Genomic DNA, 16,458 nt, shown 5'->3' with positions numbered 1-16,458 from the left:
TATTGTATAATATTAAAATGAATACAAAGTGTATTTACTATCTTTTATTACAAATTGTTACCAAATATGTATACATTAGAATTAAAAAATGGAAAATTGTAACTAAAATGTAAATTTTTTCTCTAATCTATCTAATATTATGGAAACTTTTTGTAATTTATGATATAATAAGAAACATATAATTATTAAATTATAATAAATGACTATAGCGTAGATGTATTACTATGTTATAGTCATTTTTGGATTAAACTTGATATATCAAGGGGGAAGAATATGAGAACAATTAAAAGAGTTTTAGCATTAGGTTTAACATTAGCTATATTTCTAATGAACGCACCTAATGTAAGTGCATTAACATCAGATACCATTAAAGGTAAGAACATATACGAGACGGCTGGATTAATAGCAGATAAAACGAGTTATGATACAGCAATTGTGGTAAATATGGATAGTTCTATAGCAGATGGTCTTTCAGCAAGTGGTCTTGCTGGTGCTGTAGATGCTCCGATTTTACTTGCTCAAAAAAGTAACATACCAAATGAGACAAAACAAAGATTAAAAAATGTAAAAAAGATATACATAATAGGTAAAGAGTTATCAATAAGTAAGTCAGTAGAAACTGAACTGAAAAATACAGGAGCACAAGTAACTAGATTAGGTGGAGATGATAGAATAAAGACTAGTTATAGTGTTGCCAAAGAAGTAAGTAGCATTAAAAAAGTTGATGAAGTTATATTAACTAATGCATATAAAGGAGAGGCTGATACTATAAGTGCTGCACCTGTCTCAGTAAGAGATGTAGCTCCTATAGTACTTACAGATGGAAAAAGTGTTCCTTTTTCAACAAGTAATGTAAAATCATATGCTGTAGGTGGAAGTATTTCTATGAGTACGAGTTTAGTTAACAAGACTAACTCTAAGAGACTTGGTGGTTCAGATAGATATGATACAAATAAAAAAGTTATAAAAGAATTTTATCCAGATTCATCAGAATTTTATTTAAGTGATGGATATGATTTAGTAAATGCTCTTACAGGTTCTACAATTGCTAAAGATAATCCAATTGTATTAGTATCAGAAGATAGTGATAAATCCATACTAGCAGGAGCAGATAAGATTACTAGATTAGGCTCAATAAGCGATAGTGTATATAATAAGTGTGTTTCTGCTGCACAGAATAATGGTGATTCGTCTACAAAAGGGGATTCACCTATGAAAGATGAAACAAGTATATTAGGTGAACCAACAGCTAGCTTAGAAGCTTGTTTAAAATGGGCAAAATCTAAAAAAGCCAATGATTTATTTATAGAATTAATACCAATACTGTATGATACAGCTGTTCAAGAAGGTGTAAATCCTGTTTTAGCTGTAGCTCAATCAGCAAAAGAAACTGGTTTCTGTAATTTTGGTGGAGTATTAGATGCATCTTTTAAGAATCCTTGTGGACTTAAGACTTCTGTTGGTGGTTCTGATACTGACAAAAATGCACACTCAAAATTTGATACTTGGGAAGAGGGAATACTAGCTCAAATTCAACATTTATGTCTATATGCAGGACAACAGGGTTATCCACTTTCAAATCCAGTAGACCCTAGACATGAAAAATCTTTGTTTGGGAAAGCTAAAACAGTTGAAAGTCTTTCTAATAATTGGGCTGGTGGTCAATATGGACAAGACTTAGTTAGAATGATGGGAGAAATTGAGGCGATAAAGTAATTAAATTATTAATTTAATGGTTATATTTAATGAGTTTCATTAAATAACCAATTCAAAATTACAAATAAGGAAAATTTATTATGAAAAAGAGTAATGTTTTTAGTATTATATTTCCTACAATCATAATGTTATTGGTGTTTTTGACTTTTGCTACAGATATATTCAATATACCAGATATTCATTCTAAAGGGATTTTTGTAATAGGGATGATTTTAATTTTTCCAATTGCCTTTTTAATTCAAGGGATAGTTTGTGTATTGAGTAAAACCAACTGGATTTTATCACTTGTAGTATCTTTAATAACTTATATAATATTAATGTATATGTTTTTAAATGATTCAGCATATATCTATATTTTACTTTATGCCGCTTTTTATATGATTGGATATATAACCACTAAAATTTGTCAAAAAATGCAAATTTTTAAAAGATAAATTAACCAAAATATATTACTAAGGAAGTGTCTGCATTGATTTTTTTAAATCAAAAGATAGACACTTCTTTTATTGTAAAAATAAAATATTTATTTAAGAGGAAGTATTGTAAATAAAATTTAACTATTATCATTTTCTTTTAACAATTGTATACAATAAACCTGTAGTATAATTAAGATAGATAAAATAAAGGGAGGGATAATATGAATTTAATTGATAATCATATTCATACTAATTTTTCAAGTGATGGAAAGGATTCAATGGAAGATACAATAAAAAAAGCTATAAGTATAGGTGTTAGATATTTAACTTTTACAGACCATTTAGAACATGATGAAGGGAAGGGATTTTGTATAGATTATAACAACTATGTCCCAGTGTTTAATACACTAAAAGAAAAGTATAAAAAGGATATAGAATTATTGTTAGGTGTTGAAGTAGGATATAGAAAACATTTAAAAAATGAAATAAAAGATGTAATAAGTTCACATCCTTTTGATTTTATATTGTGTTCAACTCATACAATTGATAACGTACCTGTTCCATCAAAAAAATACTTTGAAGGACTTAGCAAAGAAGATGCGTACTATAAATATTTTAATAGCATACTTGAAACTAATCATGAGTTTAAAGATTATAATATATATGGACATTTAGATTATATATCTAGATATGGGATATATTCAGATAACAGAGTAATATATAATGATTTTAAAGATATTATTGATGAAGTTTTAAAGTCAATAATTAATAATGGAAGTGGAATAGAGTTAAATACATCTGGTTATAGATATGGATTAAATGCCATACATCCAAATGAAGATATCTTAAAAAGATATAGAGAACTTGGTGGTTTTATAGTTACTGTAGGTTCTGACTCTCATAGAGTAGAAGATATCTGCAAAGATTTTGATGTGGCTTACGATATGCTTAAATATCTTGATTTTAAATATGTATCATTATTTAAAGAAAGAGAAACTTATTTTTTAAACATAGAAAAAGTTAAATCTAATAATATAGCATAAAGAACTAATATGGCATATAGAGTCTTTTTAAATAATTTGAAAGTTAGTATAAAAATTAATAGCAGAATATTGTATCCTCTAGGAAAATACTAGAGGTTTTTATTTTGTAAAAAATGATAATAGAGAAGAGTTTAAGTTTAAGAAAAATGATTGTCTCAAATTAGAAAACTATTACTATTATATTTAACTATTATATCTTTTTATTATGATATAATAGTTAAATACATTAACCTATCTTTAAATCATGCAAATTATTAGAAAGAAGGGATAAAGTTGTCTAATAAAAATAAAGAAAATATAACCTTAAGTAATCAAATCACAGAATCAACTCAACAAACTTTAACAAAAGAGGCTATACTACATATACCAATGAGCAACTATGCTTATGGCTATGATAGAGAAACATTACATATAAGAATTAGAACCAAAAAAAATGAGGCAAAAAAAGTGACCTTAAGGATAGGAGACCAATATGTATGGGACAAAGGAGGTGCAGGAGGAGGGAATCTAAATGCATCTGGACTTGGTTGGTCTGGTGGAACAAATATAACAATGAACAAAGAAGTAGAAACAGAATTATTTGATTATTGGATAGCTGAGTGTAAGCCTTTAAATAAACGTTCGAGATATGGATTTATAATAGAAGGTCAAGAAGAAAAAATTTTATTTACAGAGAAAAAGATAATAAAATTAGGAAACGAAAATGATGAAAAAGAGTTATGCGAAATAAGTAATTTTTTTGGATATCCATATTTGAATTATATAGATATACCTAAAGTTCCAGATTGGGTAAAGGAAACTATTTGGTATCAGATATTTCCTGATAGATTTGCAAATGGAAATCCATCTATAAATCCAGAAGGAGTAGATATATGGGGCGCTATTCCAACAAGAGATAATTTTACAGGTGGAGATTTACAAGGTGTAATAGACCACCTAGATTATTTGAGCGATTTAGGGATAAATGGAATTTATTTTTGTCCTATTACAGTTGGAAAAACTAATCATAGATATGATACGATGGACTACATGGAAATAGACCCTACCTTAGGTGATAAATCTACTTTGAAAAAACTAATAGAAGAAGCCCATAAAAGAAATATAAAAATAATGTTGGATGCTGTATTTAATCATATAGGATATTATTCTAAGCAGTGGCAAGATGTAGTTAAAAATAAGAATAATTCGAGATATAAAGATTGGTTTTATATAAAAGATATGAGTAAAGTTGATACTCCAATAGAAGAAATAGATGAAAAAAACATACCTTATGAAACTTTTGGGTGTGAAAAATATATGCCAAAACTTAACACAGAAAATTCAGAAGTAATAGAATATTTATTGCGTGTAGGGAGGTATTGGATACAAGAATTTGATATAGATGCATGGAGATTGGATGTATCAAATGAAGTAGATCATGTTTTCTGGCGAAAATTCAGACAAGAGATTAAAAGAATAAAACCTGAGATATATATATTAGGAGAAATTTGGCATGGAAGTTTACCATGGTTGATGGGAGACCAATTTGACTCAGTTATGAATTATTTAATGTCAGAAGCTATGAAACAATTTTTTTGTACAAATGAGATAAATGCTGAAGAATTTAAATACATGATAAATGATGTAATAGTAAGCTATCCAATGCAAGTTAATGAAGTTATTTTTAATTTACTTGGAAGTCATGATACTACTAGAATATTGAGCTATGCTGATGGAAATGTGGATAAATTTAAACTTGCATATTTGTTTATGTTTATACAATCAGGAGGTCCGTGTATATACTATGGTGATGAAATAGGAATGCAAGGAGAACTAAGTCCAGTATCTGAAGGACAAAGAAAATGTATGGAATGGAATGAAGGAAAGTGGAATAAAGATATACTTGATTTTATGAAGAAGATTATTAGACTTCGTAAATCAAATAGAGAACTTAGAACTGTATCAAATGAATGGATACTAGCAGATAAAGAAAATGGAACAATTATATTAAGGAAAGAATCTATTACAATAATAATAAATAATTCATCCAAAGATTTAACCTTAAGATTACCAGATTATTTGGTAAATAGAAAAGTAAAAGATTTATATGAAGAAAAAATAGTTGATTTAAAGGAAGAAATAACATTAAAAAAATACAAGTTTATTATTTTAAAATAATATAACCATGTGTTTGTTAGATTATACTATAACTTTTTATATTATTTAAACAAAGTATCATTAATTATAATAAGTGAATTCAGTATAATTTTATATACAAATTATTTGCAGTAAAACTTGTTAAGTAAAGTTTTTATTTGAATAAAAATTAATATTGAAATTTTTAATTATTTTGTAGTTAAGTAAAGATGTATAATTACTGAATAAGTAGAGGGAAGAGAAAACATGAATGACTATGAAGAATATATAGTTACAGTAAAATCTAGTATCGTGAATCTAATTTTAGGTTTAATATTTTTATCAATTGGGATTGTATTAATTGTATTTTGTGTATATATTAAACAGTATTATATATTATTAATTACTCTTGTACTTACAATGTATGGATTAATTTCAATTCTCAAATATACAAGAAAGTATATTATTTTTGATTTATATAATATTAAAGTTCGTAAATGTATAGGGAGTGAAAAAGAGTATTCATATAATGATATTACTAGAATTTCAATAAATAATAAGAAACAGGAATGTCCAGTTAATATATATGTGGATAATAATAAAATTGCAACTTTTTTTGTATCGGATAAAAGTTATATGTCTGCTATAGCAGAAATGAAGCGAAGAGAGTTGCCATTTGATGATAAAAGTATAGACTATATATCAGATATGCCACTTTGGATTCCAATTCCATCTAGTGAGATTAAAAAATTTTGCAATGAAGCTTCAAGAAAACTTGAAAAACAGGTTAAAGAGGATTTGTGTAAAATAGAAAAGGAGTTTGGAAAAGATATATCCTTTTCTTTTGGTATAGATGTTGAAGAAAAAATATTTGTATGTGTATTTTTAGTATGTATTATGAAAAATGGCAACTATACAAAAGTTATAAAAAAATACAGAGGAAAAAAAGCATGGGCTATGTTTCCTGTATATATAGTGGGTCCACAACTATATAAGAAAGAGATTGAAGATGACAAATTTATTTGTAATATAAATTATTTAAATGCTTTTTCTGGAAAAATGTGGTCAAATTTTTCTAAAATGATAAAAAAATATGGTGTGCAAGAGAGTGAAATAGAAGTTGATTTTGAATTAAAGAGTGAATTGGATTAAATAGTTCTATAGAGAATATCTTAAATATAAGGTATAGACACAAAATAAATTAATTATTAGTCTAAAAAATCCTTATAGAGAAAGGGGTACAAGAATGCTAGAAGCACTTATATTTGATTTAGATGGAGTGATTACAGACACAGCATATTATCATTATTTAGCTTGGAAAAAACTAGCTGATGACATTGGCATAGATATAGATATAGAATTTAATGAGTCTTTAAAGGGTATAAGTAGAATGGAGTCATTAAATAAAATATTAGAATATGGATATAAAAAAGATTTATTTTCAGAAGAAGAAAAAATGAAAATGGCAGAAGACAAAAATAACTATTATGTATCTTTAATAAACAAAATAACTTCAAATGATATTTTGCCAGGTATAAAAAATTTACTTGATGATATAAAATCTAATGATGTAAAGATAGGGTTGTCTTCTGCAAGCAAGAATGCTACAAATGTATTAAAACATCTAGGCATAAGTGATAAGTTTGATTTTATAGCAGATGCGTCAAAATGTAGGAACACCAAACCATATCCAGATATATTTCTTATGTCAGCAAAGGGACTTGGTGTAAATCCTAAAAATTGTATAGGAATAGAAGATGCAAGTGCAGGTATTGATGCTATAAACTCAGCCAATATGTTTTCTGTTGGAGTTGGAGATTATAAAAATCTAAAAAAAGCAAATTTACTTGTAAATTCAACAAGTCAGTTAAATTTTAAGTATATATTAAGTGAGTATAATAAGTATATAGTTAGGAGCATTATATGAAATGTTTGTTTGATAATATAAATGAGTGGAAAGTTATACAAGACAAGATTGAAATTAAAGAAAATAGATTAGCAGAGTCTATAATGAGTATAGGCAATGGTTATATGGGTATGAGAGGAAACTATGAGGAAAGATATAGTGGAGATAGCCATAGAGGTTCTTATATAGCTGGAGTATGGTTTCCTGATAAAACTCGTGTTGGATGGTGGAAAAATGGATACCCAGAATACTTTGGTAAAATTCCTAACTCAGTTAACTATATAGGGATAAGAATTTTCATAGATGGGGTAGAGTTAGACCTTGAAAAATGTAATGTTGAAAATTTTTATAGAGAATTAGATATGAAAAATGGTATTTTAAAGCGTAAATTTACTGTGAATATTAATGGTAAAAAATTTGAAGCTAATATAACAAGATTTTTAAGCGTATCAGTTAAGGAATTAGCTGTAATAAAGTATGATATAAAAGCTTTGAATTCTAGTGCTAAAATAAAATTTATTCCATACTTAGATTCAGATATAAAAAACGAAGATTCAAATTACGAAGAAGAATTTTGGAATGCAGTTTCTTCAAGTTCCTCAGAATATAGAGGAAATATACTTTCACGTACAAAAGAAAATACATTTAAGACACCCATATTTACAGTAGGTGCAACGATGCATATTAAAACAAGAGGTAAAGTAGATGATATATCTTATTTAAGTACTGATAATTACTGTGAAAATTCAATAACAATGGATGTTTTAGAAAACGAAACTATTGGAATAGAAAAATATGTAACAATAACTTCCACTAGAGATTATAGTGAAAATGAGTTATTAAAGAAATGTGATGATATCTTAAATATAGAAATATCTAAAGAGTATGAAGAAATTTTAAATGAGCATACAAAATTGTGGAATAAAAGATGGGAAAGTGCAGATATAAAGATAGAAGGAGATAAGAGTAGTCAACAAGGTATAAGATATAATCTATTTCAATTATTCTCGACTTATTATGGAGAAGATTCAAGATTAAATATAGGGCCAAAAGGTTTTACTGGTGAAAAATATGGAGGTGCTACTTATTGGGATACAGAAGCATATTGTCTTCCAGTCTATTTAGGTGTAGCAGATAAGAGTGTAGCAAGAAATCTTTTAGTATATAGATACAATCAGCTAAAGCAAGCAAAAGATAATGCCAAAAAACTTGGACTTAAGGGAGCACTATATCCAATGGTTACTTTCGATGGAGTGGAATGTCATAATGAATGGGAGATAACATTTGAAGAGATTCATCGCAATGGAAGTATAGTATATGCAATATATAATTATACAAATTATACAGGTGATTTTGGATATATAAAAGAAAAGGGCATAGATGTAATAGTAGAAGTAGCTAGATTTTGGGCTAGTAGAGTACATTTATCTACAAGAAAAGATTTATATATGATACATGGAGTTACAGGTCCAAATGAATATGAGAACAATATCAATAATAATTGGTATACTAATTATATAGCTAAGTGGTGCTTAGAATATGCTGTAGAAAATGTCTTAAAGTTAAAAAAAGAGTACAGCGAATGTGTTGAAAGAAATAATGTAAGTTTAGAGGAAATTGAAATTTGGAGAATAATATCAAATAAAATGTATTTGCCATATGATGAAGACTTACAAATAATAGTTCAAAATGATAATTTTTTAGATAAGGAATTTATAGAGGTAAAGGATTTGCCAAAAGAGAATCTTCCTCTTAATCAAAAATGGTCTTGGGATAAGATTCTTAGGTCATGTTTTATAAAACAAGCAGATGTGTTGCAAGGAATTTATTATTTTGGAAACAGGTTTACTAAAGAAGAGAAAAAGAGAAACTTTGATTTTTATGAAAAATATACTGTACATGAGTCTTCTTTATCTTCTAGTGTTTATTCTATTATTGCTTCTGAAGTAGATGACTTAAAAAAAGCTTATGAATTATACTCAAGAACAGCTAGGCTTGATTTAGATAATTATAATAATGATACTAATGATGGTCTTCATATAACTTCAATGTCTGGCTCATGGCTTTCTATTATACATGGATTTGCAGGGATGAGAACATGGAATGAAACACTATCTTTTGAGCCTAAGTTACCTCAAGAATGGAATAATTATTCTTTCAATATAAATTATAGAGATAATAATATCCATGTTGATGTATATAGTAATTTAATTAAGATAGAAAATTTAAAGGGAAAACCAATAAAAATTATTGTATATGGAGAAGAGTATGTATTAGAAAAATCTATAGAAATTAATAGAAGTAAATTGAAATAATGTCTTAGTGTGTAAATAGTTAAAATAAATTTATCTAATTTTAAATTTATTTTAACTATTTTTTATTTAATGCAAACCTATATATTATAACAATAATCGTGCTTTAAATTAAATATATTACATAAATCTTCATAAAATCTTCATAATTTCGTAAAGAATATGTAACAAAAGTAGGGTATATTGTATTCTGTAGAGAATATAAGGGAGGAAATAATTTATGAAGAATAAGAAGTTCATTATAGCAATACTGATAATAATAGTTGGAATAGGTGTGTTAGTAAAAGAATATTCAATTAAAGAGATAAATAAGGCTGATATAGATGTTAGTAAGTATATAGAATATGCTGATTTAGCAAGTGAAAATAATGCACAAGTTAATTGGAAGTATGTGGCTTCTATCATTGCTGTATTAAATAAAAATAAGTTAGAAAAAGTTAATGATTCACAAATAAAAGAAGTATCAGATTTATTTGTTAAAGATTTTTCTAAAAATAATAAAGTAGAAAATTTAAGTAGTGTTTTAGATGAGTTGAAATTTAATAATAAACAAAAAAGATTGGTTAATGATTATATAGAGGACCTTAAAGATTATGGAATAAAGCCAGAAAGATTAAAATCTGATACACAATATATGAAATTTATTAATGAGATTGAAACATCTGCTATACAAAACTATAAAAATTATAAAATATTGCCATCTATAACCATTGCACAAGCAATAATTGAGTCTAGTTGGGGTAAATCAAGTTTAGCAAAAGAGTATAATAACTTATTTGGTATAAAGGCTGATGCCTATTGGAAAGGAAAATCAGTTACTTTAGAAACAAAAGAACATTTAGATACAATTATAGATGATAAATTTAGAATATATGATGATAAAAGTGAATCTATAAAAGACCATGCAGAATTTTTAGCTACAAATAAAAGATATAAAGCCAATGGTGTATTTGATGCAAAAACATATATCTATCAAGCTAAAGCATTAGAAAAAGCAGGTTATAGCACTGCAAAAGATGAAAGTGGAAGTAACATATATGCAGAACGTCTAATAGAATTAATTCAACAATATAATCTTCAATTAATAGATAGTGAAATTCAAAGTAAATTGTAACTTTGGTGTAACATGAGGGTGATATATTTATCGAGGAGGTGGATTTTATGAAAAAAATATTCTCGGTATTTACAAGTTGTATGATTATTGCAACTACTATCACTGGATGTAGTAGTAGTGAGGTTATTAATGACACATCATCTATGTATAATGTCAAAAATCTGGACTTTAATTTTGAAGTAAAACCAGAAACTTTTGAGGTATCAGTAGAATCTAATGGTTTAAAGGAAAAGATATCTGAACCATTAAAAGAAAGGAAAGTATCAAATTTTAAACAGACAAAAACAGAGACATCATGGACATATCCTGATGAAAACATAGACATAAATATAAAAAAAGAGGAAAGCTATTTAGATGTAGATATTAAATCTAATTCAGAAAAAGAAGCTAGTTTTAATTGGCCAAGAATTGAAGGCGAAAGTTATGTGTTACCACTTTATGAAGGTAAATTTATACCAAGTGATGATAAATACTGGAAAGAGCATTTAAATGAATCAGCTTACAATGTCATAGAATCCTTTTCGATGCAGTTTTTTGCAGTAAATAAGACAAAGTATTCTGTGCTTTATATTATTGAAAATGAATTTAATAATGAGATTAAATTTAATTCTAAAGATAAAATTAATTTTACATTTACACATGAATATCCAAGTATAAATAAAAATAAAGAGTATGGATTTAAAATATATTTGACTGATAAAAATATTACAGATGTGGCAAAAACCTATAAAAATTATATAGTTGATAAAGGTGAGTTTAAAACATTAGAAGAAAAATCTAAGGATAATAAAAACATTGAAAAGCTTTATGGAGCTCTTCAGATTTATTTTGCAGACAAATCTATAATAACAGTAGGTGATATTAAATGGGACAAATTAAAGGAAAATTTATCAGATGATTTAATTAATTGGATGAAAGAACTCCTAAGTAAAAAACCTGATAATAGTGAATTTATAACTGTACTTAATCAAATAAAAACCCAAGATTATATAGATAAATATCAAAAAAATCAAATAGTTCAAGCCTTTAATCAAGTTATGCAACTAAATACTTTTTATAATAGTAAGGTTTTTGATAGTAATGATAAAGAAATAAAAAAAGTACTAGATAAAGGAATATCTAAATTAAATAGAGTAGAACTTATAGAGTTTAACAAAAAGTTATTAAAGTTAAAATTGGGGAATAGTGTGAATAAAATTGATACATGGGCAAGATATAATACAATTGATGTAATTAATGATATGAATAAATCTGGTATTGATAATGCTTGGATAGGGTTTGATGATATGGAAGAAGGTTATGTATCACCAGAAATAGTCAAAAGAGCTAATGATTTAGGTTATCTTGTAGGACCATATGATTCATATCATTCTATACACAAGCCAGGGGAAGAAAAATGGAGTACAGCATCATTTAAAGATAAGTCACTATATGAAAATGCTACTATAGAAAATAAAAAAGGTGAAAAAGAATCTGGATTTCAAGGAGAAGGAAGACAACTAAATCCTACATTATCTTTACCAAGTGTAAAAGAGAGAGTAAAAAGTATATTGAATGAGGGGTATGAATTTAATTCTTGGTTTATAGACTGTGATGCTACAGGAGAAATTTTTGATGATTATTCTCCAAATCATATAACAACACAGTCACAAGATTTAAAAGCTAGACTTGAAAGAATGTCATATATAAGAGATAATGCAAATATGGTTATAGGTTCAGAAGGAGGAAATGACTTTGCAAGTAGCACTATAGCATTTGCACATGGGCTTGAAACACCAGCGTTTGCTTGGGTAGATAAAGATATGAGTAAGAACAAAGAAAGTGAATATTATGTTGGTAGATACTATTCTCCAACAGGAGGAGTGCCAGAAGTCTTTTCAAAGCAGATACCTGTAAAAGAAAAATATAAAAAAATATTTATAGACCCAACTTATTCTTTACCTTTATTTAGATTAGTTTATAATGATTCTGTTGTATCTTCTCATCAATGGCTATGGGGAACTTTCAAAATTAAGGATGAAGTTGGAAGTAGAATGATGAAAGAAGTATTATATAATACACCACCTATGTATTATATAGATAGAACTGAATGGGAAAAACATAAAGGTGAAATAATTTCTCATGATAAAGTATGGTCAGAGTTCAATAAAAAGGCTATTAAAAGAGAAATGACAGACTTTAAGTTTATTTCTGATGATAGATTAGTTCAAATGACTAAATATGGAGATGATTTAAAAGTAGTAGCTAATTTCTCTGAAAAAGATGTTAAATATGAAAATGAAATTGTAAAATCAAATTCTTTGGTAATATATGATAATAATAAGAAAATTATGTATAAACCAGAATAATAGATTTAATGAAAATAAATTCTATCAAACTCACATATAAAATAATATTTAATTAAACTATACAAAATGGTGACTATAATTAATTTTAATAATTAAGATAGTCACTATTTTTATATCATTTTTAATATTGAAAGCTTTACTTCAGTAATATTAAATATCCTAATTATTCTAATATATGTCATACTCATTGTGCCTCTTAATAAATATAAGTTTTATTTTTATTTTAGACAATATATTGACTTTTTGTATTTGAAATAGTATTCTTAGATAAGACACTATATTGTCTAATTGAAGTAATATTATTTTATGAATTATGAATGAATCAAATTTGAAAGATTTAATAAACACTAAAAATAAATACTGGTTCATAGAGAAAGGAAAATATTAAAGAAAATGAATACAATCATTAAAGTTCAAGATTTGGTAAAAGTATTTGATAATCAAGAGGTCATAAAACATTGCAATATAAATGTAGAGAAAGGAAGTATTTATGGATTTTTAGGTGCAAATGGAGCTGGAAAAACTACAGTACTAAAATTGATAGCAGGTTTATTAAAACCAACCACTGGGAATATAATGATTTCTGATATGAATATATCAGAAAATCGTAATAATATTTTAAGAAAAATTGGATGTATTATAGAAACACCAATTTTTTATGAACATTTATCAGCTGAGGAAAATTTAAAGATACATAATGCTTACATGAATTTTTATGATGCAGATATAAATGCTGTTTTGCAAAAAGTAGGACTCGAAAATACTGGAAAGATACAGGTATGTAAGTTTTCTTTGGGTATGAAGCAAAGGTTGGGGATTGCTCGTGCAATGATACATAATCCAGATATTCTTTTACTTGATGAACCTATCAATGGTCTTGACCCTATGGGAATAAAACAAATGCGTGATTTATTCAGAACACTTGCAAAAGAATATGATATGACACTTATTATTTCAAGTCATATATTAAGTGAAATAGAGTATATAGCTGAGACAATAGGCATTATTTCGAATGGAAGTATTTTAAAAGAAATTCCTATGTCTACAGTAAAACAAGAATTTCCTAATGGCTTGGAAGAGTATTTTTTTGAAATAATGAATGGAGGAAACAACTGTGTATAAACTTATAAAATTAGAACTTAAAAAAAATAATATTCGCCCTTATCTTCATGCCATGGGTATCATTACCTTATGTGTATTAGGATTTTTGTATACATTTGCTATGATTGCTTATACAGGGGGGGATACAGATTCTGCTGAGTTTTCTAATTACCATAATATTTGGGTAATCACTAACGTTCTACAAATGTCAGCTTATGCCATTTTATCAGCTGTATTGTTTTCCACATTTGTTATAAAAGAATATTCTGGAAAAAATGCAATTTTGATTTTTACTTATCCAATAAATAGAAAGACTTTATTGAACTCAAAGATTGTATTGATAGCTACATTATGTTTGAGTTTTATGTTGCTTGGGACGATTATTTCCCTCCTTATATTTATGGTTACAGAAGCTTTTTTTCCTATGATTTCTGATAATTTTACTCTTGGATTGTTTTTTAAGATTATTATTGAAACAATTTTGTGTGCTGTATTCTCTTTATTTATAGGTGTAATTTCTGCTAGCATTGGATTTCGAAAATATTCCATTCAAACAACGATTATAGTCTCTGTTATTCTTGCTTCCTGCACTGCTAACATTATAACAACTATGATTCACACATATATTCCTTTTATTATTGTCTGGATAGTAGCAGCAGTATTAGCTGGACTTTCGTATTTATGGCTTATCTCAAAAGTTGAAGACATAGAAGTATAATTGTATACTTAATAAAGGTAGTTCTAATGAATAAAGCAACAGATAATAATGCGTCATACTTTATTTATCTGTTGCTTTTTAACATTTTGTGGATGATTAAAGTCTGTTTTCCAATCGGTTTGTACATTTAAAAATAATTTTTAATTATTTTATACTTTATGCTTTTGATTCATTCTTATATAGATACTTAGCAAGAATTGAAATTAATAGCATAATTATGAACATACATACTATAGGTATATAGACTGTGGAACTGAAAATTTCAAATAATTTTCCATGCATAATTTGACCAACTGGAGCAACACACTGTGATACAGCGGTAATAGTAGCCATTACTTTACCCAATAATTCATTAGGAGTTTGTTTTTGAATAATAGTTAAAACGAATATAGTAATAATTGTCATAGACATGGCTATAGGTATAACACAAATAAATAACAATATAAAAGATGGATAATATCCTAGTCTAAGCATTAAAGGTGAAATAGAAATAGCCATTGGTATCATCAGAATACTAATTAACATTAACCAGCGATACAGTGTATTCATTTTCATTTTTTTAGCAAACAGACCTATTGAAAGTGCACCTAAAACACTACTAAATTCAATAATTCCTATCCCTATGCCATACATATTATTACTACTATGCATTGTTATACGTAAAATATATTGTATTCCTACAAGTAAGAATGGAGTCAAAAATAAATTTAAAGAAGCAGCTAGAATCATGGCTTTACTAATATAAGATTGTTTTATAACATAAGAAAATCCTTCTTTCATATCACTGACTATTGTTGATACTATGCTTCCATTAACTTTTCTTTTATTAAAAGGTATATGAATAAACATTTCCATTACTGCGGATAGAAAAAATGCAATACAACTTACAATAAGAAGCATCTTAATTCCAATAAGGCCATATAACAAACCTCCAAGTACAGGAGCAAACATACTTGAAAGAGAGCTTATTCCGTTTACAATTCCATTTGCTTGTTCTAAATCTTTTTCATTTGCTATTAAAGGTATGCTTGCTTGCACAGTAGGTTGATACATAGAACTAATAATTGATAATAGTACCATAATAACCCCAATTAATATAATAGAATTATTTAAAGTAGAAAGAAGACAAATAAAAGTAAAAATAATAACTGAACTAATAAAATCAAATATAACCATTAAATTTTTACGATTAAATCTATCAGCTATTGCACCACCAATTGGAGAAAATAAAAGAGGTATGCTTGATATTGCGTATAAAGCTGCAAATATGTCTGCACGTCCTGTCGTGTCTAAAATATAAGTGGAAAGTCCAAATCTTAACAACGATGAACCAAGTATAGAGACAATTTGACCAAGTACTATTAAATTAAAATTCTTATTAAAACAACTATTCATTTTATTTAAATCTTGCATTTCTAGAACACCTCACTTTTTAAGACTGACCGTCGGTCTATAAAAATTATAATCAATCACAAATAAAAAGTCAATAGAAATATTTAATTTATAATTTTAAAATTATATTTTTATTTTAAATAAAAGGTATGATATCTATCAAAAATATATCATATCTTATAAATAGCGATATTTCTTTCATACAAAATTAAAAATGGTAATTTGAAATAGTTATAATGAATAGTATTAATATATAGATATAGGGAGATTGATGAAA

Annotated in this window: 12 protein-coding genes; 11 read left to right on the top strand and 1 reads right to left on the bottom strand. The window is 26.8% G+C overall.

Annotated features, from left to right (window positions below; genetic code table 11):
• Positions 1 to 273: 273 nt before the first annotated feature.
• The 11 genes from IC758_RS11685 (at position 274) to IC758_RS11635 (ending at position 14,789) form a co-directional block, all read left to right on the top strand.
• Positions 274 to 1,716 (top strand): cell wall-binding repeat-containing protein, encoded by a 1,443-nt coding sequence (locus IC758_RS11685; protein WP_227434856.1) that lies wholly within the window; start codon positions 274 to 276, stop codon positions 1,714 to 1,716.
• 80 nt (positions 1,717 to 1,796) lie between these two features.
• On the top strand, positions 1,797 to 2,150 hold the full coding sequence (locus IC758_RS11680; RefSeq protein ID WP_227434853.1) for a hypothetical protein: 354 nt from the start codon (positions 1,797 to 1,799) through the stop codon (positions 2,148 to 2,150).
• Positions 2,151 to 2,353: 203 nt separating this feature from the next.
• Entirely contained in the window at positions 2,354 to 3,175 is an 822-nt protein-coding gene (locus tag IC758_RS11675; RefSeq protein WP_227434851.1) for a histidinol-phosphatase HisJ family protein, read from the top strand.
• A 273-nt stretch (positions 3,176 to 3,448) separates the two neighbouring features.
• Positions 3,449 to 5,332 (top strand): glycoside hydrolase family 13 protein, encoded by a 1,884-nt coding sequence (locus IC758_RS11670; protein WP_227434850.1) that lies wholly within the window; start codon positions 3,449 to 3,451, stop codon positions 5,330 to 5,332.
• Between the two features lie 225 nt (positions 5,333 to 5,557).
• Complete coding sequence (locus tag IC758_RS11665; protein ID WP_227860445.1) at positions 5,558 to 6,442, top strand: hypothetical protein; 885 nt, start codon at positions 5,558 to 5,560, stop codon at positions 6,440 to 6,442.
• A gap of 94 nt (positions 6,443 to 6,536) precedes the next feature.
• Positions 6,537 to 7,217, top strand: coding sequence for a beta-phosphoglucomutase (gene pgmB / locus IC758_RS11660; protein WP_227860444.1), 681 nt, complete (start codon positions 6,537 to 6,539; stop codon positions 7,215 to 7,217).
• The gene (locus tag IC758_RS11655) at positions 7,214 to 9,511 is read left to right on the top strand and encodes a glycoside hydrolase family 65 protein (protein ID WP_227860443.1); all 2,298 of its coding nucleotides are present in this window, start codon (positions 7,214 to 7,216) and stop codon (positions 9,509 to 9,511) included. The genes pgmB and IC758_RS11655 overlap by 4 nt, the downstream gene beginning before the upstream one ends.
• A 217-nt stretch (positions 9,512 to 9,728) precedes the next feature.
• Positions 9,729 to 10,622, top strand: a complete 894-nt coding sequence (locus tag IC758_RS11650; protein ID WP_227434846.1) for a glycoside hydrolase family 73 protein — start codon at positions 9,729 to 9,731, stop codon at positions 10,620 to 10,622.
• Between the two features lie 47 nt (positions 10,623 to 10,669).
• On the top strand, positions 10,670 to 12,970 hold the full coding sequence (locus IC758_RS11645) for a glycoside hydrolase (protein ID WP_227860442.1): 2,301 nt from the start codon (positions 10,670 to 10,672) through the stop codon (positions 12,968 to 12,970).
• Between the two features lie 393 nt (positions 12,971 to 13,363).
• Positions 13,364 to 14,092, top strand: a complete 729-nt coding sequence (locus IC758_RS11640) for an ABC transporter ATP-binding protein (protein WP_227860441.1) — start codon at positions 13,364 to 13,366, stop codon at positions 14,090 to 14,092.
• Positions 14,085 to 14,789 (top strand): ABC transporter permease, encoded by a 705-nt coding sequence (locus IC758_RS11635; protein ID WP_227482511.1) that lies wholly within the window; start codon positions 14,085 to 14,087, stop codon positions 14,787 to 14,789. The genes IC758_RS11640 and IC758_RS11635 overlap by 8 nt, the downstream gene beginning before the upstream one ends.
• 156 nt (positions 14,790 to 14,945) lie before the next feature.
• Here IC758_RS11635 and IC758_RS11630 read toward each other — a convergent pair whose 3' ends face one another.
• Entirely contained in the window at positions 14,946 to 16,202 is a 1,257-nt protein-coding gene (locus IC758_RS11630) for an MFS transporter (protein ID WP_227860440.1), read from the bottom strand.
• Positions 16,203 to 16,458 lie beyond the last annotated feature (256 nt).

Origin of the sequence: Clostridioides sp. ES-W-0016-02, from assembly GCF_020641035.1 — a bacterium.
In the GTDB taxonomy this organism is placed as follows: Bacteria; Bacillota; Clostridia; order Peptostreptococcales; family Peptostreptococcaceae; genus Clostridioides.
This window is presented reverse-complemented; position numbering and strand designations above follow the sequence as displayed.